At 61.0% G+C, this 20,518-nt stretch carries 20 protein-coding genes; 7 read left to right on the top strand and 13 right to left on the bottom strand.

Annotated elements, in window-relative coordinates; all coding sequences use genetic code 11:
* The first annotated feature begins 32 nt into the window (after positions 1 to 32).
* A complete protein-coding gene (locus tag WI754_RS19590; RefSeq protein WP_349435099.1) occupies positions 33 to 674 on the top strand; it encodes an MBL fold metallo-hydrolase in 642 nt (213 codons plus the stop codon).
* A gap of 93 nt (positions 675 to 767) precedes the next feature.
* Here the strand turns inward: WI754_RS19590 and WI754_RS19585 are convergent, their stop codons facing one another.
* The 6 genes from WI754_RS19585 to WI754_RS19560 all read right to left on the bottom strand — a co-directional run bounded on the left by WI754_RS19585 (position 768) and on the right by WI754_RS19560 (position 7,343).
* Entirely contained in the window at positions 768 to 1,178 is a 411-nt protein-coding gene (locus tag WI754_RS19585; RefSeq protein WP_349435098.1) for a BA14K family protein, read from the bottom strand.
* 146 nt (positions 1,179 to 1,324) lie between these two features.
* Entirely contained in the window at positions 1,325 to 1,540 is a 216-nt protein-coding gene (locus tag WI754_RS19580; RefSeq protein ID WP_037098666.1) for a cold-shock protein, read from the bottom strand.
* 513 nt (positions 1,541 to 2,053) lie between these two features.
* Positions 2,054 to 2,950 (bottom strand): DMT family transporter, encoded by an 897-nt coding sequence (locus WI754_RS19575; protein WP_349435097.1) that lies wholly within the window; start codon positions 2,948 to 2,950, stop codon positions 2,054 to 2,056.
* A 151-nt stretch (positions 2,951 to 3,101) separates the two neighbouring features.
* Entirely contained in the window at positions 3,102 to 4,256 is a 1,155-nt protein-coding gene (locus tag WI754_RS19570) for a PQQ-dependent sugar dehydrogenase (protein ID WP_349435096.1), read from the bottom strand.
* A gap of 59 nt (positions 4,257 to 4,315) precedes the next feature.
* Positions 4,316 to 4,987, bottom strand: coding sequence for a class GN sortase (locus WI754_RS19565; protein WP_349437880.1), 672 nt, complete (start codon positions 4,985 to 4,987; stop codon positions 4,316 to 4,318).
* 4 nt (positions 4,988 to 4,991) lie between these two features.
* Positions 4,992 to 7,343 carry a marine proteobacterial sortase target protein gene (locus tag WI754_RS19560; RefSeq protein ID WP_349435095.1) on the bottom strand — a complete coding sequence of 784 codons (2,352 nt, stop codon included), beginning with the start codon at positions 7,341 to 7,343 and terminating at the stop codon, positions 4,992 to 4,994.
* A 466-nt stretch (positions 7,344 to 7,809) separates the two neighbouring features.
* On the opposite strand from WI754_RS19560, the gene WI754_RS19555 reads away from it, so the two are divergent.
* The gene (locus tag WI754_RS19555; RefSeq protein ID WP_349435094.1) at positions 7,810 to 9,012 is read left to right on the top strand and encodes a pyridoxal phosphate-dependent aminotransferase; all 1,203 of its coding nucleotides are present in this window, start codon (positions 7,810 to 7,812) and stop codon (positions 9,010 to 9,012) included.
* A gap of 696 nt (positions 9,013 to 9,708) precedes the next feature.
* On the top strand, positions 9,709 to 10,116 hold the full coding sequence (locus tag WI754_RS19550; protein WP_349435093.1) for a GFA family protein: 408 nt from the start codon (positions 9,709 to 9,711) through the stop codon (positions 10,114 to 10,116).
* 10 nt (positions 10,117 to 10,126) lie between these two features.
* Here WI754_RS19550 and WI754_RS19545 read toward each other — a convergent pair whose 3' ends face one another.
* Positions 10,127 to 11,020 (bottom strand): LysR family transcriptional regulator, encoded by an 894-nt coding sequence (locus WI754_RS19545; protein WP_349435092.1) that lies wholly within the window; start codon positions 11,018 to 11,020, stop codon positions 10,127 to 10,129.
* Between the two features lie 89 nt (positions 11,021 to 11,109).
* Between WI754_RS19545 and WI754_RS19540 the strand changes: the two genes are divergently transcribed.
* Positions 11,110 to 12,144 (top strand): NAD(P)H-binding protein, encoded by a 1,035-nt coding sequence (locus WI754_RS19540; RefSeq protein ID WP_349435091.1) that lies wholly within the window; start codon positions 11,110 to 11,112, stop codon positions 12,142 to 12,144.
* Between the two features lie 4 nt (positions 12,145 to 12,148).
* On the opposite strand, the gene WI754_RS19535 is transcribed toward WI754_RS19540, so the two are convergent.
* The 6 genes from WI754_RS19535 to trxB all read right to left on the bottom strand — a co-directional run bounded on the left by WI754_RS19535 (position 12,149) and on the right by trxB (position 18,092).
* Positions 12,149 to 13,090 (bottom strand): lytic transglycosylase domain-containing protein, encoded by a 942-nt coding sequence (locus WI754_RS19535; protein ID WP_349435090.1) that lies wholly within the window; start codon positions 13,088 to 13,090, stop codon positions 12,149 to 12,151.
* 73 nt (positions 13,091 to 13,163) lie between these two features.
* Positions 13,164 to 13,667, bottom strand: a complete 504-nt coding sequence (locus WI754_RS19530; RefSeq protein ID WP_349435089.1) for an N-acetyltransferase family protein — start codon at positions 13,665 to 13,667, stop codon at positions 13,164 to 13,166.
* 322 nt (positions 13,668 to 13,989) lie between these two features.
* A complete protein-coding gene (locus WI754_RS19525) occupies positions 13,990 to 15,114 on the bottom strand; it encodes an alkene reductase (RefSeq protein ID WP_349435088.1) in 1,125 nt (374 codons plus the stop codon).
* A gap of 69 nt (positions 15,115 to 15,183) precedes the next feature.
* Positions 15,184 to 15,477 (bottom strand): metalloregulator ArsR/SmtB family transcription factor, encoded by a 294-nt coding sequence (locus tag WI754_RS19520; protein WP_349435087.1) that lies wholly within the window; start codon positions 15,475 to 15,477, stop codon positions 15,184 to 15,186.
* A gap of 630 nt (positions 15,478 to 16,107) precedes the next feature.
* Complete coding sequence (locus WI754_RS19515; protein ID WP_349435086.1) at positions 16,108 to 17,004, bottom strand: LysR family transcriptional regulator VtlR; 897 nt, start codon at positions 17,002 to 17,004, stop codon at positions 16,108 to 16,110.
* 113 nt (positions 17,005 to 17,117) lie between these two features.
* The gene (trxB, locus tag WI754_RS19510; protein WP_349435085.1) at positions 17,118 to 18,092 is read right to left on the bottom strand and encodes a thioredoxin-disulfide reductase; all 975 of its coding nucleotides are present in this window, start codon (positions 18,090 to 18,092) and stop codon (positions 17,118 to 17,120) included.
* Positions 18,093 to 18,317: 225 nt separating this feature from the next.
* Here trxB and WI754_RS19505 point away from each other — a divergent pair, with 225 nt between their 5' ends.
* From WI754_RS19505 to WI754_RS19495, 3 genes are read left to right on the top strand one after another with little or no spacing between them, the layout of a single operon-like run.
* Positions 18,318 to 19,412: a glycosyltransferase family 2 protein gene (locus WI754_RS19505; protein WP_349435084.1), complete on the top strand. Its 1,095-nt coding sequence runs from the start codon at positions 18,318 to 18,320 to the stop codon at positions 19,410 to 19,412.
* Between the two features lie 5 nt (positions 19,413 to 19,417).
* Complete coding sequence (locus WI754_RS19500) at positions 19,418 to 19,951, top strand: acyltransferase (RefSeq protein ID WP_349435083.1); 534 nt, start codon at positions 19,418 to 19,420, stop codon at positions 19,949 to 19,951.
* Positions 19,952 to 20,001: 50 nt separating this feature from the next.
* Positions 20,002 to 20,472 carry an Lrp/AsnC family transcriptional regulator gene (locus tag WI754_RS19495; protein WP_081921208.1) on the top strand — a complete coding sequence of 157 codons (471 nt, stop codon included), beginning with the start codon at positions 20,002 to 20,004 and terminating at the stop codon, positions 20,470 to 20,472.
* Positions 20,473 to 20,518 lie beyond the last annotated feature (46 nt).

Here is a 20,518-nt window from a genome sequence, read left to right as displayed (position 1 = left end):
TGCTTCGCAACAGAGTTTGACAGCGAGGCGGCATGCTACAGGCGGGCATCATTCCGGTTACTCATTTCCAGCAGAATTGCACCGTTCTGTTCGACGGCGAAACCAAGGAGGGCGTGATCGTCGATCCGGGCGGGGACGTCGATGTCATTCTGCAGACGATCAAGGAAAACGGCATCACCCTGAAGGCGATCTGGCTGACCCACGGCCATATCGATCATGCCGGCGGTGCCAAGGAACTCAAACAAGCCTTGGGGCTCGATATCATCGGCCCGCACAAGGACGACCAGCCGCTGCTCGAAAGGCTCGAAGCCCAGGCAGAAAAATACGGACTGGCAATGAAGGTTGAGAACGTGCTGCCGGACCGGTGGCTGGAAGAGGGCGATACGGTCTCCTTCGGCGATCATGTCTTCGAGGTGCTGCACTGTCCCGGCCATGCGCCCGGCCATGTCGTCTATTTCAACCGCAAACAGGGTTTCGCCCATGTCGGCGACGTCCTGTTTCACGGCTCGATCGGCCGCACGGATCTTCCCGGCGGCAATCACCAGCAGCTTCTTGATTCGATTCGCGACAAGATCCTGCCGCTCGGCGATAGCGTCGGTTTCATCTGCGGCCACGGGCCGGGAGGGCAGATCGGCGAGGAGCGCCGCACCAATCCCTATCTTCGCGGCCTGTAACCGGCGCGGGCGAACTGCGCCAGCCACCGAAAACAGGGCAACAAAAAAGGCACGTGCCGCGGCGCGTGCCTTTTCTGAAGTGATAGTGCGGTCTCAGCCGGCCCTGCAGAAATACTCCCGGCCGTCATAACCGACAAAGGTGCCGGACTGGGAATCAAACGAGCGATAGCGCTGCGAGCAATAGCGATACCAGCCGGGGGTCCAGGGCTCCAGTTCGCCATAGGTTTCGACCACTACGGGGCGGGCGCGGCGATAGACCGGACGCGGTTCGTAATATTCGGGCTCCGGATCGACATAAACCCGTTCCTGGTAGCGCGGCTGGCTGGCAATGGCGCCGCCGATGACTACGCCGGTGGCAAGGCCGAGAGCGCCGAGCGCAACCGCATCACCATCGCTGTGGTGGTGCCGGCGGCGCCAATCTTCAGCCTGTGCGGACGTTACTGTCGGGATGACGGTTGCCGCAGTAGCAAGGGCAAGAACGGCAGCTTTGATACATGTGTTCATAGTTTCGATCCTGTTTTGAGCCGGACCATTTCAGTCCTTGGTAATGACAACAGGTTATTGTGGCGAAACTGAACGCAGCCTGAATGAAAAAACCCGGCAGCGAGGCCGGGCTTCCACTTGAAATCTGTCTGTCGTGGCTCGGCGGCTTAGCCCGAGACCTGCAGGTTGACCGCCTTCGGCCCTTTGCCGCGGCGATCCGGTTCCGTGTCGAAGCTGACCTTCTGATTTTCCGACAGTCCATTCAGGCCCGAGGCCTGCACTGCGGAGATATGCACGAAGATGTCGGCGCCACCGTTATCGGGTTTGATGAAACCAAAGCCCTTGTCGGTGTTGAAGAATTTAACAATGCCAGTCTCGGCCATGCGTCAGGTCCTTTTTCCTCTGCCCGGATGCGGCGGGCAGCATTACAATGTTTGCCCCAGGGGCGTGCGGCAGGCAGTTCTCGACTGTGAGGAAAGGGTCCCTGTAATTGCAGCCAGCCATCGAAAAACTCTGTCTTTGTCCGACTGCCCGGTCCATTTTGCGTGCCCGGCGCGCATTATTTAAAGTCTTCCCGTGTTCGCAAATTGCCCGAACCCGATAAGCTTGCTGTGTTTATTTTAAATTGGCAAGCAAAAGTTTTTTGAAACAAGTGTGCCAATTTCGTTTGTTCAAAAAGCAATCAACTGCTGAAAAATATGATTTTTCTACTGATATATTGCAAGCGATTGAAAATGTTGTGATTTGCGTCGTGTTGCATGTTTTTTAGGCTGTTTGCGTCATGATATGTCGCAGAACGCCAAGAAGCCCGGCATTGCTCAGAAGGCTTCGCTAAATATTGACCATTAGATAAAACTTGGCGCGCCGCGTCGTTACTCGAAAAAAACGCGCAAAAATCAGGCTTCGGCGGCAACGGCCTTCGGTCTCGTCAGTTCGGGTATGATTTCCACGATCAGCATCGCCGCGAAAATGATCGCGCAGCCGACATAGCCGACCAGGGTTATCGTTTCTCCGAGCAGCAGGACACCGAACAGGGCAGCGAACAGGGCTTCGCTCGACAGGAAGATCGCCGCCTGCGGCGCGGGCGTGTAGCGCTGGCCGACCACCTGGCAGATGAAGCCGATGCCACTGGAAAAGAAGCCGGCATAGAGGATTTCCGGCAGCGCGTTCGTCACAGCTGCAAGATCGAGCGGCTCGAATAGGGCGCCTGCCGCGCAGCCGAGCACGGCGCAAACGGCGAACTGGGTCACCGAGAGGGCCATCGGCCGGCCGGTGCTGCCGGCAAAGATGCCGACCAGCATGAGTTGGACGGCCCAGAACATCGCGCAGACGATCGTCAGGACATCGCCGCTGGTCAGGCGCGCAAGCTCGCCGCCGCTCAGAAGGAAAATTCCGAACGTCGCCATGAAGGCTGCCGGCCAGGTAATCCAGTGGGGTTTCCTGCGCAGGAAGATGACGGTCAGCATCGGTACGAAAACCACGTAGAGCCCGGTCAGGAAACCCGAATTGGTGACGCTGGTCGTCAAAAGCCCGATCTGCTGCGTGGCGGCGCCGGCAAAGAGCGCAAACCCGACCCAGATGAAATTGCGGATGCCCGATTTCGGCATCGGCCGGCGCGCCTTGCGGGCTTCCCAGAGCGCCAGTGGTGCTGCGACCGCGGTGGCAATGGCAAAGCGCAGGCCGATGAACCAGAGCGGGCCGATCGCATCCATCGCCGTCGATTGCGCAACGAAGCCCGCACCCCAGATGGCGCCGGAAAACAGCAGGAAGAGATTGGCCTGGATGCGGGTCACGATGCGGTTCCTGAAAGCGCGGCACAGCCTCGCATCGGAACGATCGGCCGGATCATGCGCGCCAGAGAATAGGATTTGTTCGCCAGTCTGGTAGCAGCTGCATTAAATTTGGGCAAGTGCGGCGCTTGAGGCGAAAAATAAGGTGATCTCGTCAGCTTTTCTTGTCCGCCGCGGAAACACGCAGCAGCGCCCCATCGTCTCCGTCCGTCACCAAAAGCACCGCGCCGTCGGGCGCCACCTTGACGTCGCGGATACGGCCGAATTCGCCTTCGAACAGGCGTTCCTCCGAGACGATCTTGCCGCTTTCATCGCGCTCCAACCGCGCCAGCAGCTGGTATTTCAGCGCCGATACCAGCAGGTCGCCCTCCCATTGCGGGAACATCGCGCCATGATAGACGTCGATCGCGCCGGGCGCGATGGAGGGATCCCAATAGTAGAGCGGCTGCTCGTAGCCTTCCGCCGCCTGACCGACGCCAATCTCGGCGCCGGAATAGTCCTTGCCATAGGTAATCACCGGCCAGCCGTAGTTTTTGCCTGGCTGCGGTGCGTTGACTTCGTCGCCGCCGCGCGCGCCATGCTCGACGGTCAGCAACTGGCCATTTTGGGGGTCGATGACAATGCCCTGCGGATTGCGGTGTCCCTTCGACCAGACTTCCGGCAGCCCGGCCTTGCCGTCCTTGTAAGGATTGTCTGCGGGGATGCTGCCGTCCGGGTTGATGTGCAGAATGGAACCCGCATGGTCGCGCATGGCCTGTGCCCGATCCCGCTCGCCGCGATCACCGATGCCGAAGAACAGGCTGCCGTCGGAGGCAATCGCGATACGCGATCCGAAATGCTGGCCCTTGCCGGTGAACTTGTTCATCCGGAAGAGTTCCTTGACGTCGGTCAGGCTCTTTCCATCCTTTGAAAGCATGCCGCGCACGATTGCCGTTCCATAGCGGCTACCATCCGCGACCGCCATCGACAGGAAAAGCGTGCGGTTGGTTACAAAGCCGGGATCGAGCGCGACATCGAGAAGCCCGCCTTGCCCTTGGCGCGCGCTCTTCGGAACGCCACGGATCGGCGAAGATGCCTTGCCGTCGCGAATGATGCGAAGGCCGCCGCCAAGCTCGGTGATGATGAAGGCGCCGTCCGGCATCACTTCGACGGACCAGGGATTGTCGAGCCCGGAGGCAAGCGTTTCGACCTGAACGGACGCCTTCTCGGTCGAAAATTGCGCAACGTCGCCAGCGGCGAGGGCGGGGGCTGAGAAGAGGAACATCGCCAGACCGGCGGCCTTATGCAGGTTTTCAAGCGTCTTCTTCATCTCGCCCTCCATTCGCTATTCTGAAAAGCTGGGGCCAGGCGCGAACGGATCAAGCCCGATCAAAAGGATTTTACCGGCAGTTGGCTGGCACTGCCGAGTGCGGAGAACTTCGCTTGGCCGGTATCCGGAACAAGCTCCGCATTGACGATATAGCGCAACGGCCCTTGCTCGGTCGCATCGAAAGGCCAGCATGTGGCAAGCGCCAGGTTGCGGCCGGGCGCATCCGCGTTGATGCCGCTCTCGTCCCAACGGACAATGCGGCTCGATCCGGCGCGGAATGTCAGGTTGGCACCGTCCTTGCGAGTGATCACCAGAAGGTCGCCGGGCTTCACGTCCTTCAGCCAGCGGAAATGCGTGTCGCGATGGGCGGCAATGACGGAAGTGCCGAGTTCGCCCGGTGCCGGCGTGTTGGCAAGTCGCGCCGGACCGAAGGCCAGCGCCTCGCCACTGGCGCCCGACAGCACGACGGCCGTCTTGCCGATGCGCGGCGCGGTGATCTCCGCCTCGGTGGAAAAGTCGGCCCAGGGCCAGGGTTTGACATTAGTCCCGCCATGCAGTTGCGCCTCGAAGCTTCGCTTCAGCAGCACCTGAGAAACCTCGGCCTTCGCCTTCATGTAGAAGCCTTTGCCGACCAGCATCAGACCGGCGATCGCGACGAGGGAAATACCCGCGAGCACCAGCGTTTCCAGCATGCTGAGGCGCGCCAGAAGGCCGCCGCGTCCGTCGAGCATCTGTTTATTGGACACGGCTGCGCGCCTCCAGGATCAGGCCGCGCATCTGCCAGCGCCACAGGCCGAAGGTGGAGGCCGCCATCACCGCGATGGCGAGCAGCATCAGGCCGATGAGGATATACCGGTCGGCAAGCGTCGCGGTTTGCGGCAGGTTCACCTGATCGCCCGCTTCGGCAATCAGGCTGGCGGCCCGTGCCGTCGGTGCCGCGGCCATCCGGTCGGAGACCAGCATCGCCTGTTCTTCGCTCTGCTGGAGAGCGGCCTTGCGCTGACCTTCCGGCAATGCTTGGGGCGTCTTCTCGCCGAACACCTTCTCGAAATCCCAACCCTCGGGCAGGTTGAGTGGCACGTCGGTGCCGGCGACAGGCTCGCCGGCCGGACGCGATGGCGTCACGTCGACGGCAACAAGGCTGGTGACCCGCGAAACGAGGTGATGGGCAAGCGCCACCGTCTCGATCTGCTTGTCAAGCGTTGCCGCGTCGTTCGCTGCATAGGCGTTGGCTTCCAGATCATCGATCTTGCGGCGTGCCCAGAGCTTGGCGATGCCTTCGCCTTGAGACGCCTTGGCAACATCCATCTCGACGCGCCAGGGCTGGTCGCCGGCCCTGCCGGTGATCTGCAGCTTGCCCGCAGTTGAGGTGCCGTCAAGCTGTGCGGTCAGTACCACCGGCTCGCCGCGATAGAGGTCCGGCATCGGATTCGGCGTGATGTCCTGCGCCTTCGTGCCGTCGAAGGCGACGGCGATGTCGGTCATCGCCGGGTTTTCCAGCTTGTCGAACAGTTCGCTCATGCGGGCAGCCACCTGGTCCTCCGAGCCGATCAGCGTGAAGGTGCCGCGGCCGAGTTCGGCGGCCTTCGTCATGAAATGGCTGTTGGGAGCCGAGCCGATCCCGACTGTAAAGACGCGGGCGTCGCCGCGGTTCTTGGATATCTCCTCGAACAATTGCGCCTCGTTGCCGATTGCCCCATCCGTCAGAAACACGACCTGGCGCAGCGCACCGGGCTCGATCGGCCCCTGGGTGCGAAGGGCTGCCTCCAGTGCCGGCAGCATCTCCGTGCCGCCATCCGCCGTGAGACCACGGACGAAGGCGATCGCATCCTCGCGCTTGTCCGGTGTCGCCTGCACCAGAGAGGGAAAATGCACGCTCATCGTGTCGTCGAAGCGGATGACGTTGAACCGGTCTTCCGGCCGCAGCTTGGAGATGGCAAGCGCCAGGCTTTCGCGCGCCTGTTCGATCGATTTGCCGGCCATCGAGCCGGAATTGTCGATAACGAAGACGACTTCGCGCTTCGGATGCGTGTCCGGGGTGGCATCACCGGCGGGTGGCGTCACGAAGCCGAGCAGATAGGTCTTGCCGTCAACCGTCTCGCGGAAGAGACCGGCATGCGGCGCCTTGCCGGCGGCTGCATGCCAACTCAGCTCGAAATCCTTGTCGGCCGGTACGCTACCGTTTTTCAGGCTTATCCTGCGGGCCATGTCATCGACCGTCTGGACGTCGGTCTCATGGAACGGCGAGGTGACGGTGCCGATCGGGAAACCGGCATTGAGATTGACCGTCAGCGTCACCGGATTGATCTTGGCGCTTTCCGTCGGATCGAGTACCGGTGCGGTGATCTTGTCGCGGTCCGGCACCGGATCGCTGACGGCGTAACCGGAATTGGGATCGAGATCGACCGTCTCAACGATCGGATCGGGATTGTGGCGTGGGGCGACCACCATCGGGAAGCGCAGCGAGAACGCGCCGCCCGATTGATGCACGCTGCTCTGATATTCGATCTGTACGACAATGGTCTCGCCGGGACCGATATTGGCGACCTGGTTGGTGAAGATGTTCGGGCGCTGCTGTTCGAGAAGGGCGGTCTTCTTGCCGGCTGCCTTGGCCTCCTCGTAGACCTTGCGGGCTTCTTCGCGTGCCTTGATCTCACCCTCGATGAAACGGTCGCCGATCTGCATCTTCAGCGTGTCGACGGCGGAGTTTTCCGGCAACGGGAAGACGTAGGTGCCCTCGACCCAGCCCTTGCTCGGGTTCTGGAACCGCTGCGTGACGCGGGTGCGCAGGATCGGGCCGTTGACGTCGATCTGGACGTCGGTCGCCAGCCGCGGCGCCTCGACAAAAGAACCGGGCTCCTTGGAGGGGAAGAGCAGGGCGCCGGTACCCATGTCGTTGGGGTGCACATAGCCGGCGAAATGCTGCGACTTGCCTTGTCCGGTCTCGGCCGAAGCATGCGAGAAAAAGCCCATGACGAAAAACAGGACGATCGTCACGGCCACAAGTGCTGCGACCAGCAGATATTCGATGTATCGCGCGTGTTGGCGGCGCGGTGTCGTGGCGGCGATTTCCGTATCGACAAACATTGCGGGGCCCCTCGGTGCGAATGGATTCGGTATGCCCTCAGAAAAGGCCCCGAAATCGACTGCACGAGGACTGAATTGCGGCAGCCCGCGGCATTTGTTGTGACCAAATCAAGGCGTTGCGAAAATCCCACAAAGTTCCTGTTTTTGAAGAATAAATCGCGACCCTGACGCGTTATTCCCCTTCACGGTCGAAGGCGTGGCCGCTTCTTCTGGTTTTTCCTTAGCCGGTGTGAAAAATCGGAGTCGATTCAAGCCCCTGCGCCGCGTGGCCGAGAAACTGATTCATCCCAATCGGTGATGTGACTGATGAAACATTGTCATGGTCACGCATTTTGCCGGATTTCCGGGCTCTTTGAGCTTGAAACCGGGGCTGTCTTTCGACATACACCTAACCGCTATGGAGCCGGGCATTGCCCGCTCCCGCTGGCGCGCATGCTGTTTCAACCTGATCAGGATAAACCACATCATGGCCTTTCTTGCCGACGCCCTTTCCCGTGTGAAGCCATCCGCCACCATCGCCGTTTCCCAGAAAGCCCGGGAACTGAAAGCCAAGGGCCGCGATGTGATCGGGCTCGGCGCCGGCGAGCCGGATTTCGACACGCCGGACAATATCAAGCAGGCGGCCGTTGACGCGATCAACCGGGGCGAGACGAAGTACACGCCGGTTTCGGGCATCCCGGAACTGCGCGAGGCGATTGCCAAGAAGTTCAAGCGCGAGAACAATCTCGACTACACCGCCGCCCAGACGATCGTCGGCACCGGCGGAAAGCAGATTCTTTTCAACGCCTTCATGGCGACGATGAATCCAGGCGATGAAGTCGTTATTCCGGCACCTTACTGGGTGTCCTATCCGGAAATGGTGGCGCTTTGCGGCGGCACCCCGGTCTTCGTCGCCGCAACCCAGGAAAACAATTTCAAGCTGACGCCGGCCGATCTGGAAAAGGCAATCACGCCGAAGACCAAGTGGTTCGTCTTCAATTCGCCGTCCAACCCCTCGGGCGCCGCCTATACCCATGCTGAGCTCAAGGGCCTGACGGATGTGCTGTTGAAGCATCCGCATGTCTGGATCCTGACGGACGACATGTACGAGCACCTGACCTATGGCGACTTCAAGTTTGCGACGCCGGTCGAGGTCGAGCCCGCCCTCTATGACCGCACGCTGACCATGAACGGCGTTTCCAAGGCCTATGCCATGACCGGCTGGCGCATCGGCTACGCGGCCGGTCCGCTGGCGCTCATCAAGGCGATGGACATGATCCAGGGGCAGCAGACCTCTGGCGCCTGCTCGATCGCCCAGTGGGCTGCCGTCGAGGCGCTCAACGGCACACAGGACTTCATTCCGGAAAACAAGAAGATCTTCGAAGGCCGCCGCGACCTCGTCGTCTCCATGCTCAACCAGGCCAAGGGCATCGAGTGCCCCTCTCCTGAGGGTGCGTTCTACGTCTACCCGTCCTGCAAGGGCCTGATCGGCAAGACCGCACCTTCGGGCAAGGTCATCGAAACCGACGAAGACTTCGTCTCCGAGCTTCTCGAATCCGAAGGCGTCGCCGTCGTCCACGGTTCCGCCTTCGGCCTCGGCCCCAACTTCCGCATCTCCTACGCGACCTCGGAAGAACAGCTGGAAGAAGCCTGCAAGCGCATCCAGCGTTTTTGTGCAGCCTGCAAGTAAGGCAAGGTTGGACCTTGACAAGGAGCCCGTCGGAAACGGCGGGTTTTTTGTTGGGTAGAGCGGTTGAATGCCCGAAGGTCCGTGGTGTCCGGAATGCCAAACCCCTCCCTCATTGCCGCCCTTGTGGCGGCAATCCAGCCCGCTGCGTCTACGGCGCCAAGGACTCCTTTCACGCGACAGACGTCGCGTGGCTGGATTACCGGGACAAGCCCGGTAATGAGGGGAGGATAGGGCTTCTCCAGTAGATTCATCGACGATATCAGCTGACGCCGGGAAAATGGCGCGTCCCCTTGGCAATTCACAACCCGTGCAGATAGTGCGAAATATCCGCCCACTCCGGATTCATTTCCTCAATCAGATTGAGCTTCCATTTTCGCGGATGATGTCTGAGCCACGCGGTTTTTCAAGGTGCATCCCTTTCTTCCCTCATTACCGGCCTTGTGCCGGTAATCCAGCAGCACCGCGTCTGCGGTGCTGAAGACTTGTCCACCGACAAGTTGTTTTCCGAGAAGGCGCTGGCACAGCGGCGGGATGTCGGCGATCCGTCGAATTCAACTGCCGTTACGCAGGGGTGATTTCCGGGGCGTCCGGTCTGCCCTGTTCCCCGCTCGCGCAGGCCAGGCGATGGTCATCGCCGCTCTCTTCGGATAGCCTCGTCCTGGGCGCCGCGCGACAGATGCGGCGAGGGGAACGGCAATGCTCAAAACCTATCGTGGAAGCTGTCATTGCGGCGCGGTCCGCTTCGAGGCGGATTTCGATCTCAGTCTCGGCACCGGGAAATGCAACTGCTCGGTTTGCTGGAAGATCCGCCTCTGGACCGTCAAGGTCAGGCCGGAAGCGTTCCGCCTGCTGACCGGCGCGGCGGACCTGGTCGATTATCAGTTCAACACCGGCGTTGCGCACCATCTCTTTTGCCGGCAATGCGGTGTGCGCCCGATCGAGTGGGTCGATGTTCCCAACATGACCGGCGCCAAATATTACAATATCAACATCGCTTGCCTCGACGGTCTTGATATCGACGAACTGATGGGCGCGCCGCTTACCTACTTTGACGGCCTCAACAACGATTGGGGCGCAACACCAGCCGAGATCCGACACCTTTAGGAGCAGCCGCCTACTTTCCCACATACGCCAACAGCCCCGCGACCAGCGCATCGAAGGTGACGCGGCAGCGGGGCGTCGTCTTCATGGTCTCGTGCATGACAACGAACGTCTCCAGCGGCAGTTCGAACTCCGCGCGGAACAGCCGCACGAGGTTCGGATCGCGCCTGGCAAGCTCCACCTGGCATACCCCGATGCCGCAGCCGGCGCGGATCATCGCCATCTGCGCGAGGTTGCTGTCCGATTTCAGCGTCGGCCGCATGATATCGAGCAGCGGCACGCGCTTGCGCACGGCGCGCACGAAGGCGCTTTCGCGATCGAAACCGATGACGCGATGCGTTCGCAGATCCTCCAGCGTCTCCGGTGTCCCGTGCTGGTCGAGGTAGCGACGGTGTGCGTGGAGCCCGAGCGGAATACCGCCGATCCGGCGGGTGATCAGCGCGTCCTGTGCCGGCGCCACCATGCGCACGGCGATATCGGCCTCCTGGCGCAGGAGATCCTCCACAGCATCCGACACGGAAAGCTCGATGACAAGATCCGGGTGTCGATCGTGGAGTAGGGCAAGCATCGGCGGCAGCACTTCGATGCCGATCACCTCGCTGGCGCTGATGCGCACGGTGCCGCGCACCGTCTTTCCCTGTCCGGTCGCCGCCCGCAGCAGCGCCGCTGCGTTGGCCGCGAGTTGCTCGGCATGCGGCTTGAGGTCGAGTGCTGCCTCGGTCGGGATCAGTCCCTGCGGAGAGCGGATGAACAGCTGGAAGCCGATGATGCCTTCGAGAGCGTCGATATGCCGGCCGATGGTCGGCTGCGTCAGCCCCAGTTCGCGTGCGGCGGCCGACAGCGAGCCTTCCTTCAGAACGGTCAGGAAGGTGCGGTAGAAGTCCCAGCTGGGTTCAATTTCGCTCATTCTTTTTTGTATATCAGATAAAGAAATTTCGGCAATTCCGTTTAGCCACGTTTGCGATCAGGATCGTCTCATCGACAAGGAGACGAAACATGACCAGCAAAGCAAGACCGATTGCCCTCATCCTCGGCGCCACCGGCGGCATCGGCGGTGCGGTTGCCCGAACCCTCAAGGCCCGCGGCTGGACGATACGCGCCCTCAATCGCGATGCAGCCAAGGCCGCGGTAAGGAGCCCGGACTTCGAATGGGTGCAGGGCGATGCGATGGATGCCGCCGATGTGCTCGCTGCTGCAGAGGGCGCAAGCCTCATCGTCCATGCCGTCAACCCGCCCGGTTACCGCAACTGGGGTACGCTGGTGCTGCCGATGATCGACAGTACGATTGCGGCCGCGAGGGTCACCGGCGCGACGGTGCTTCTGCCGGGCACCATCTACAATTTCGGCCCCGACGCGTTCCCGCTGCTGCACGAAAAGTCACCGCAGAACCCGGTGACGGCCAAGGGCAAGATCCGCGCCTTGATGGAGCGGCGCCTGCAGGCTGCGTCAGAGGACGGCGTCCGCGTGATCGTGGTCAGGGCCGGGGATTTCTTCGGCCCGGTTGCGGCTAACAGCTGGTTCTCGCAGGGGCTCATCACCGCCGGCAAGCCGATCACCTCCGTCACCTACCCCGGCAGGAAGGGCATCGGCCATCAATGGGCCTATCTGCCGGATGTCGCCGAAACGATGGCGCGGCTGGTCGATCGCCGCGAAACGCTGCCCGCCTTTGCGGTCTATCACATGCAGGGTTTCTGGGACGACGATGGCACGAAGATGGTCGCTGCCATCCGCCGCGCCACCGGCAATCCGCGCCTCAAGGTCAGGGCCTTTCCGTGGTGGGCGATGCCGTTCCTCGCGCCCTTCGTGCCCTTGTTGAAGGAACTGCGGGAGATGCGCTATGTCTGGCAGGAGCCGTTGCGCATGCCGAACGACCGGCTGGTCGCTGTGATCGGCGCCGAGCCATGGACCCCCATCGACGAGGCGGTCCGCGCGACTCTTGCGGCGCTCGGCTCCCTGCCGCCGGAGCAGCTGGTCCAGCAGCGGGTTTTGCCGGCGCCGCGCAAGCCAGGGTCTGTTGAAGCGGCCGGGTAAGGCCTCAGTTCTTGAACACGATGCAGGCGCCGCCGCCCTTGCGGATTTCGGAGCAGACCGCATCGGCCTCGCGTCTTGTCTCGCGACCGATGCGGGCCGCATAGCGCAGCCGGTTGCCGAAGGCCCGGTTGCGCTCCCGTAGGATCAGCGGCTTTTCCGCATTGAGCGGCGATGGCATGCGCTTGATCGTGGCGAGGAACAGCCGCTGGGCCACGGATTTCTGGAAATGTGCCGAAAGTTGCGCGCCCCAGGGCGCCCAGGTGCCTTCTTCCTCGAACACCACTTCCTTGAGGCGGCGCTTGTCGGCAAGGGCGGTGCAGGCGTCGTAGAACGGCTTGTCCTTGTCGAGCCTGAGATCGAGCGTCGCCGGCGGATTGTCCTTCCATTCCTCCACCGGATGGGCGGTGATGGCGAGCACATAGGCACGCGTCTCATGAGGCAGGTTGCCGGTGCGCAGAAATGTCTCCAGCCCGCTTTCACCGGCATTGTAGGCGGCGGCGGCAAGGCCGAGATTGCCGAAGCGGTCGCGCAGGTCATCGAGATATTCGGCCGATTTCCCCAGGGCTTCCAGGGCATCGAAGCTGTTGGAAAGACCGCGCAGCTTCGCCGTCGAGGGGATGAATTGCGCGATGCCCTCGGCCCCCTTCGGGCTGACGGCATCCGGCAGGAACAGGCTTTCCTTCCAGATCAGCCGCGCGAAGAAATCGGGCGGCAAGGCATTCGTCTTGGCGAAATGCCCAAGCGCGGTGCAGATGTCGCGGTTATAGCTGTGGGCGCGAACGCAGAGCGTTGTATCTGCTGTTGTCGCGGAGTAAACGCAGGGTGGCGAGCGCCATTCCGATTGGGCAAAGGCGACGGGCGGGCTTGAGATCGTGACGATGCTGAAGATTGCGGTTAATGGTGCCGCAAGCCTCGCCCGATCATGCCGCCGTCTTTTGTGCCTCATCCGCTCAGGGACCCGTCCGCCAAACATCTCGACGGCCCTTGATAGCACCGATGCGGCAGAATCGGGAGATGGTCTATCTGTGGTCCGGCAACGTCAGTTGCATGAAGGTCAGGTCCAGCCACCGGCCGAACTTGGTGCCGACCTCCTTCATCTGGCCGGTGATCTCGAAGCCGAGTTTCTCGTGCAGCCGGATCGAGGCTTCGTTGTTCGCCTCGATGCCGGCGACCATCACATGTTTGCCGCAGGCGGCTGCGCGGTCGATCAGGGCCAGCATCAGCATTTTGCCAATGCCGCCGCCGCGCTGGTTCTTCTCGACATAGACCGAATGCTCGACCGTGTGACGATAGCCGTCGAAGGCCCGCCAGTCGCCGAAGGAGGCATAGCCCGCGATCGTGCCATCGTCGGCGACCGCCACCAGTACCGGATACCCAAGCCGCCGGCGCGCGGCCAGCCAAGTGGCGCGGTTTTCCAGGTCCACCTGCGTGTCGTTCCAGATCGCCGTCGTGTTCAGCACGGCATCGTTGTAGATGTCTCGGATTGCGGGCAGATCGGCGTCTTCGGCGTCGCGCAGGTGCATCAGGTTTCTCCAGCAGTTTGCCGAAGCTCTAGGCCGGGATGACAGCGTTGTACAGCCGGTAAATCATGCCGAATTGCCGACTGCCCAGGCGCAATTGGCGAGTTCCGCCGCCGCAATTTCGGCGACATGCGGGATCGGCCCGCATCACAGCCATCCTCGATGAATCATGCCGTGGAACGCTCGGCGAGGGCGTTCCCACCTCCCCCTTGAGGGGGGAGGTCGCAGCGAGGCGGCGGGTGGGGGTGATCGTGAGGTGAGCACCGTGGGTCACCCCACCCCGGCACTGCGTGCAGACCCTCCCCCTCAAGGGGAGGGTGAAGGCTCACGCGACCTTTTGTTCAAGCAGCGGATAGTCCGTATAGCCCTTGGCGCCGCCGCCGTAGAAGGTAGCCTGGTCCGGCGTGTTGAGCGGCGCTTTGTCCTTCAGGCGCTGCACCAGGTCCGGATTGGCGATGAACGGCTTGCCGAAGGCGACGAGGTCGGTCTTGCCCTGCTCGACGGCCTCAATGGCGAGTTCGCGGTCGTAGCCGTTGTTGGTCATCCATGCGGCTTCGCCGCCCGCCTTTTCATAGGCCTGGCACAACGCCTTGTAGTCGAACGGCTTGTCACCCTGCTGGAAATCGCGCGGGCCGCCGGTCGCACCTTCGATGATGTGGATATAGGCGAGTTTGTATTTCGCGAGACCTTCAACGACGTAGGTGAAGAGCGTCTGCGCGTCCGGATCGGACGAGTCATTGGCGGGCGTCACCGGCGAAATGCGGATGCCGGTGCGGCCTTCGCCGATTTCCTTGGCAATGACGTCGACAACTTCGAACAGGAAGCGGGCACGGTTCTCGATCGGTCCGCCATACTGGTCGGTGCGCACGTTCGAGCCGGAACGCAGGAACTGGTCTATGAGGTAGCCATTGGCCGCATGGATCTCGACGCCGTCGAAACCGGCTTCGATGGCCGCACGGGCCGCCTTGCGGTAGTCTTCGAGGATGCCCGGAATTTCGGCGAGCTCGAGCGCGCGGGGCTCGGAGGTCTCGGCGAACGTGCCCGTGCCGTCTTCGTTGATCAGATAGGTCTTCGATTTTGCCTGGATGGCCGAGGCCGACACCGGCTTGCCGCCGTTCGGCTGCAGCGAGGTGTGGGAGATCCGGCCGACATGCCACATCTGCACGACGATCTTGCCGCCAGCCTTGTGCACCGCGGTAGTTACTTGCCTCCACCCGTCCAGTGCTTCCTTGCTGTAGAGGCCGGGGACGTCGGCATAACCCTGGCCCTGATGGGTGATCGCAGTCGCTTCGGTGATCAAGAGGCCGGCGGTGGCGCGCTGTTCGTAGTAGGTGACGTTCAGCGTGTTCGGAACGGCGCCCGGGGAGCGGTTGCGCGTCAGCGGCGCCATCACGATGCGGTTAGCAAGCTCGATGTTGCCGATCTTGATCGGGTCGAAGAGGGAAGTCATGGGAAGTCCTTTTCGTTTGTTGCGGGGTTAGTCATCCTGGGAGGATAAGGGCTGGCGGGCGGATCGCCGTCAGAGCGTGTTGCCAATGTCTTTCAGGAACGCCTGGATGGTCTCCTCGTTCCGTTTGTAGAAAATCCACTGGCCAACGCGTTTGGTGGTCACGAGACCTGCGCGCTGCAGGATCGCCAGATGGCCGGAGACGGTCGACTGCGAAAGACCGCAGCGCTCGAACTGGCTGGCGCAGATGCCCATGTCCAGCGGATGATGCTGGTCGGAAAAATGCGCTTCCGGTTCCTTCATCCAGCCCAGCATGTCGATCCGTTTGGGATGTGCCAGTGCTTTCAGGATTTCGTCCCTGTCCATCGATCGGCTCTGTATCGCTAAATCTCGATATTCCGATATGTAGATCGGAATTTTCCGATATTCAAGTCACGACTCTGTGAAGGGGAAATTCTGGGCAAAAAAAGAGGGCCACTGGAGAAACCGGGCCCTTTAGGTGTGAAGGTCAAAAACCTCCAGAGGGGAACAGCTGCTGCGGTGGCACTGGGAGGAAAAAAGACCACCATCTGCATCAGCTGGATTGGATATGGGAAAGTGGTTTCCGGATTTCAACCCGCAGCGCCGAGGAAAAATTGCAACTTTAGGGATGTGCCTGAAATCAAGGCAAAAAAAGAGGGCCACAAGAAAACTTGGGCCCTTTATAGTTATGAAGGTAATTAAACCTCCAGAGGGGAACAGCTGCTGCGGTGGCACTGGGAGGAAAAAAGCCACCAAACTGCATCAGCTGCAGTCGATATGATGGTTTTTTGGGCGAACTTCAATCATTTAATATGCATGACAGCCATGTGCCGGACGCAGCCCTGCTAATTTTTCAAGCGATTTAAATCGCTTATGCCGTTGAGGTTATTAAGGCGCTGGCAAAAAACGAGTTAAAACAGTAGTTTGTCTAGAAGGAATGTAGAGAACATTTTTTGTGCAACTGCGAAGGCGGCTCTAGAAATTCCAGTTGCGCGCCTTTGCGACAATGAAATCGCGGAAGACTTTCAGCTTTGCCGCGTTCTTCATCTCGTCCGGATAGCAGAAATAGGTGTCGAAGGACGGAATGTCGGCGCCGATCGGCAGTTGAATGAGGCCGGGATCGCGGCCGACGATATAGTCGGGCATCATGGCGATGCCGATGCCGAGCAGGCAGGCGCGCTTGATCGAGGTCTGGCTGTTGATCTGCAGATGCGAGGGGCGGGGATTGTCCGAGTCGCGCCCGGCGATCTCCAGCCAGTTGACGTCGAGCAGGTAGTTCGGCGCAGGCTCGCCGAAGGTGATGATGCGGTGATTGTCGAGATCGTCGATCGACTGCGGCTCGCCGTATTTGTTGATGTAGGACGGCGCGGCATAGACATGCATATGCACGGTGAAGAGCTTGCGCTGGATGAGGTCCGATTGCTGTGGCTGGCGCAGCCGGATGGCGCAGTCGGCATGGCGCATGTTGACGTCCAGCTCCTCGTTGTCGAGGATCAGCTGCACCTGCATTTCCGGATAGAGCGACAGGAATTCCTGCACCTTGTCGGTGAGCCAGCCTTGGCCGAGACCGACGGTGGTGGTGATGCGCAGCTTGCCGCTCGGCTTGTCGGTGGTCTCGGTCAGCTGGACCTTGACGCTTTCGAGCTTCATCAGCACTTCGTGGGCGGTGCGATAGAGGATTTCGCCCTGTTCGGTGAGGATCAGGCCGCGGGCATGGCGATGGAACAGCTTGATGCCGACATCCTGCTCGAGCGAGCTCACCTGGCGGCTGATGGCCGATTGGGAGAGATGCAGCTTGTCGGCCGCATGGGTGAAAGATCCCGCTTCCGCCGCCGCATGGAAAATGCGCAGTTTGTCCCAGTCTAGCGGCATGGAGCCCCCCATAAAGGCTCGTGGCGGAAAACGGCCTCGTTGTTTCCCGCCAGAGAGCTGATTGTCTGTTCCCACTCAGGAGCGAGGATTCCCGCTCCAATTGTTTGCGGCTTCTATTCGGCCGCAATTGCGACGGGCATATGGCCCGCCAGATATTTTTCCGCTTCGAGCGCCGCCATGCAGCCCATTCCGGCGGCCGTGACCGCCTGGCGATAGATGTCGTCCGTCACGTCGCCGGCCGCGTAGACGCCGGGCACGTCAGTGGCGGTCGAATCGGCGGCCGTCCAAAGATAGCCGTTCGGCTTCAGGCGCAGCTTGTCCTTGAAGAGCTCGACCGCCGGCGCATGGCCGATCGCGACGAAGACGCCGTCGATGGGCATTTCGCTCGTCTCGCCGGTACGGGTGTTGCGCAGCTTGACGCCGTTGACCGAAGCCGGCATCGGTGGCTTGGCCGGGCTGCCGAGATATTCGACAACCTCGTGATCCCAGATCACCTTGATGTTTTCCTTGGCGAAAAGCCGTTCCTGCAGGATTTTTTCCGAGCGGAAGCTGTCGCGCCGGTGAATGATCGTCACGGTCTTGGCAAGGTTTGCAAGATAGAGCGCCTCCTCGACGGCCGAGTTGCCCCCGCCGACGACGATCACGTCCTTGTTGCGATAGAAGAAGCCGTCGCAGGTGGCGCAGGCCGAAACGCCGAAACCCTGGAAGGTGGCCTCGCTCTCGATGCCGAGCCATTTGGCCTTGGCGCCGGTGGCGATGATCAGGACGTCGGCCGTCCAGTCGGTGCCGCTGTCGGTCGCGAGCTTGAACGGCCGCACCGAGACATCGACGCTGGTGACGAGATCATTGACGATCTCGGCGCCGACATGTTGGGCCTGCTTCAGCATCTGCTCCATCATCCACGGCCCCTGGACTGGATCGGCATAACCCGGATAGTTCTCGACATCGGTGGTGATCATCAACTGGCCACCCTGTTCCATGCCGGCGATCAGAACCGGATTGAGCATTGCGCGCGCCGAATAGATGGCGGCGGTGTAACCAGCCGGGCCTGAGCCGATGATGAGAACTTTGGTGTGTCGGGCAGTCATGAGCCGGGTCCTTCGATCGCAGGGACGGTATAGTTTCGCCCCGACTTCGTCATATGGTGAGAAATTGCCTCTTAGTCTAGGGATTCCCGCGGCCCTGTTTCAAGGGCAGTGCCGTTGATACACACAGATGTGTTGCCCGGTTGCCCCGGTTTGGCGAGGTTTTTGTGCATGGCATGCACAGACGCTCTCGTTTTTTAATCCTAATACGTGTTACCGGAAAGACTTATGACAACGGCCGATCGGACAGAACTGGCAGTGAACAAGCGGCAATCCCCATATCCGTTTCGCAATCCCGGCGATTTCGACTACGGCCGCACGCTCTTTCACCGGTTCGGGACCTGGCTCGACAGCCGTCGTGTCGCATCCCGGCGAAAGAGCAAAACCGAAGCGGTGCCGCTGTCGCTTTTGTCGCCGGCCACCTTCCGGCCGTTGCGGAGCGCGGATGTTCCGCTGCTTTTCCTGGCACATAACGATCTCAAGTTCATGCGCTCGCTGCTTGCGCACTATCGCCGGCTGGGCGTGACCCGCTTCATCTGCGTCGACGATCAATCGACGGATGGTACGCGCGAGTTGCTCTGCGCCGAGCCCGACGTCGACGTCTGGACCTCGGGTGTGCGCTATCGCGAGGCAAGGCGCGGCAAGCTGTGGCGCGAAGCCCTGTTTGCCCGCTACGGCAAGAACCGCTGGTATCTCAACATCGACGCCGATGAGTACCTCGTCTACGATCGCTGTTTCGAACGGCCGCTGCCGGAGTTGATCGCCCGGCTAGAAAGCCTCGGCGTACGCCGGTTCGCAGCGCCGATGATCGACATGTATCCCGGCGGAAAGGTGAGCGCCTTTGCCTTCGACGGTTCGACGGATGCCATGCCCTGGGACGTTGCCGATTGCGTTGACGGCAGCGGCTACGTCATCGAGAAGACCAAGCGTTTCCTCAGCCTTGCCGGCGGTCCGCGGCGGCGCAAGTTTGCGGCCGAAGCCGAGATGATGAAATATCCGCTGATGTACTGGGACGACGATTGCAGCTTCGGCGTCAGCATCCATCAGCCGCTGCCCTTCGACCGCAATTTCTCGCCGATCTCCGGTGTGCTGCTGCATTTCAAGTTCTTTGCCGATTATCACGAGAAAACCCGTCAGGCCGTGGAAGACAAGCAGTATTTCGGCGGCGCGCGCGAGTATCAGCGCGTCCTCGACACGGTGGCCGCCAGCGGCGAACTCGATTTCGTCTATGAAAATACGCTGAAATATTCATCGCCGGAACAGTTGATCGAGCGCGGCTTCATGCACTCGGTCTGGTCTGCCGACCCTCGTGCGGAGGTTTAGCGGCCGTGCGCATCGGATCGCTTTCGCATTATTACTGTCTCCTTCGCGGGCTTGTGCTGCCCGGATATCTGCGTGTCGGCCGCAAGGCCCGGATCAAGCAGGGCGCCATCATCGATGCCTACCGCGGGCGGGTGGTGATCGGCGACCGGTTCAAGATCCATAGAGGCGGCTTCATCGACGCGCAGAAGGGCACGGTCGAAATCGGTTCGAACGTGTCGATCAATCCCTATAGTATCCTTTATGGTCTCGGCGGCATAAGGATCGGCAATGATGTCCGCATCGCCGCCCATGTCGTCATCGTTTCCTTCGATCACCGTTATGACGACGTCTCCCAAGCCATTACGATGCAGGGTGTCGTCGCCAAGCCCATCGTGATCGAGGACGATGTCTGGATCGGTGCCGGCGCGAAGATCTTGGGCGGCTCGCATATCGCCAAAGGCTGCGTCATCGGTGCAAACGCCGTGGTCAAAGGCAAGACCGAACCCTATGGAATTTACGTTGGCAGCCCGGCGCGGCTTTTGAAGTACCGCGGGCAATAACAGGAAGCGGCCCGCAAGCGGCCGATCGAACAGAAACGGGAAGCTCAACCATGGTGATGCGCGTCGAACTTGATGCAATCGATATGAAGATTCTGCGCGAGCTTCAGAACGACGGCCGGATGACCAATGTCGAGCTGGCTGAGCGGGTCGGCATATCGGCGCCGCCGTGTCTGCGGCGTGTGCGCAAGCTGGAGGAGGCCGGCATCATCCGCGGCTATCGCGCGCTGCTGAATGCTCCGGCACTCGGCTATGACTTGGTTGCCTTCTGCATGGTCGGCCTCAAGCACCAGTCGGATGCCAATCTCAAGGCCTTTGCCAAGCAGACGGCCAATTGGCCGCTGGTGCGCGAGGCCTGGATGGTCTCGGGCGAATCCGATTTTCTCCTGCAGTGCGTGGCCGAAAACCTTGCAGCGTTTCAGGATTTCGTTATTGAGGAGCTAACGGCCACGGAGAATGTGGATACCGTGCGCACGATGCTGACCATCCGGCAGGTCAAGGATGTTGCTCTCATAGAGATCTAGGTCGCTTCCGTGTGGGTGTCTCCGGTTATCACGATAGGATCAGGTG

This window comes from Pararhizobium sp. A13 (assembly GCF_040126305.1).
GTDB lineage: Bacteria > Pseudomonadota > Alphaproteobacteria > Rhizobiales > Rhizobiaceae > Pararhizobium.
The sequence above is the reverse complement of the archived record's forward strand: the minus strand, read 5'-3'. Positions and strand labels throughout refer to the sequence as shown.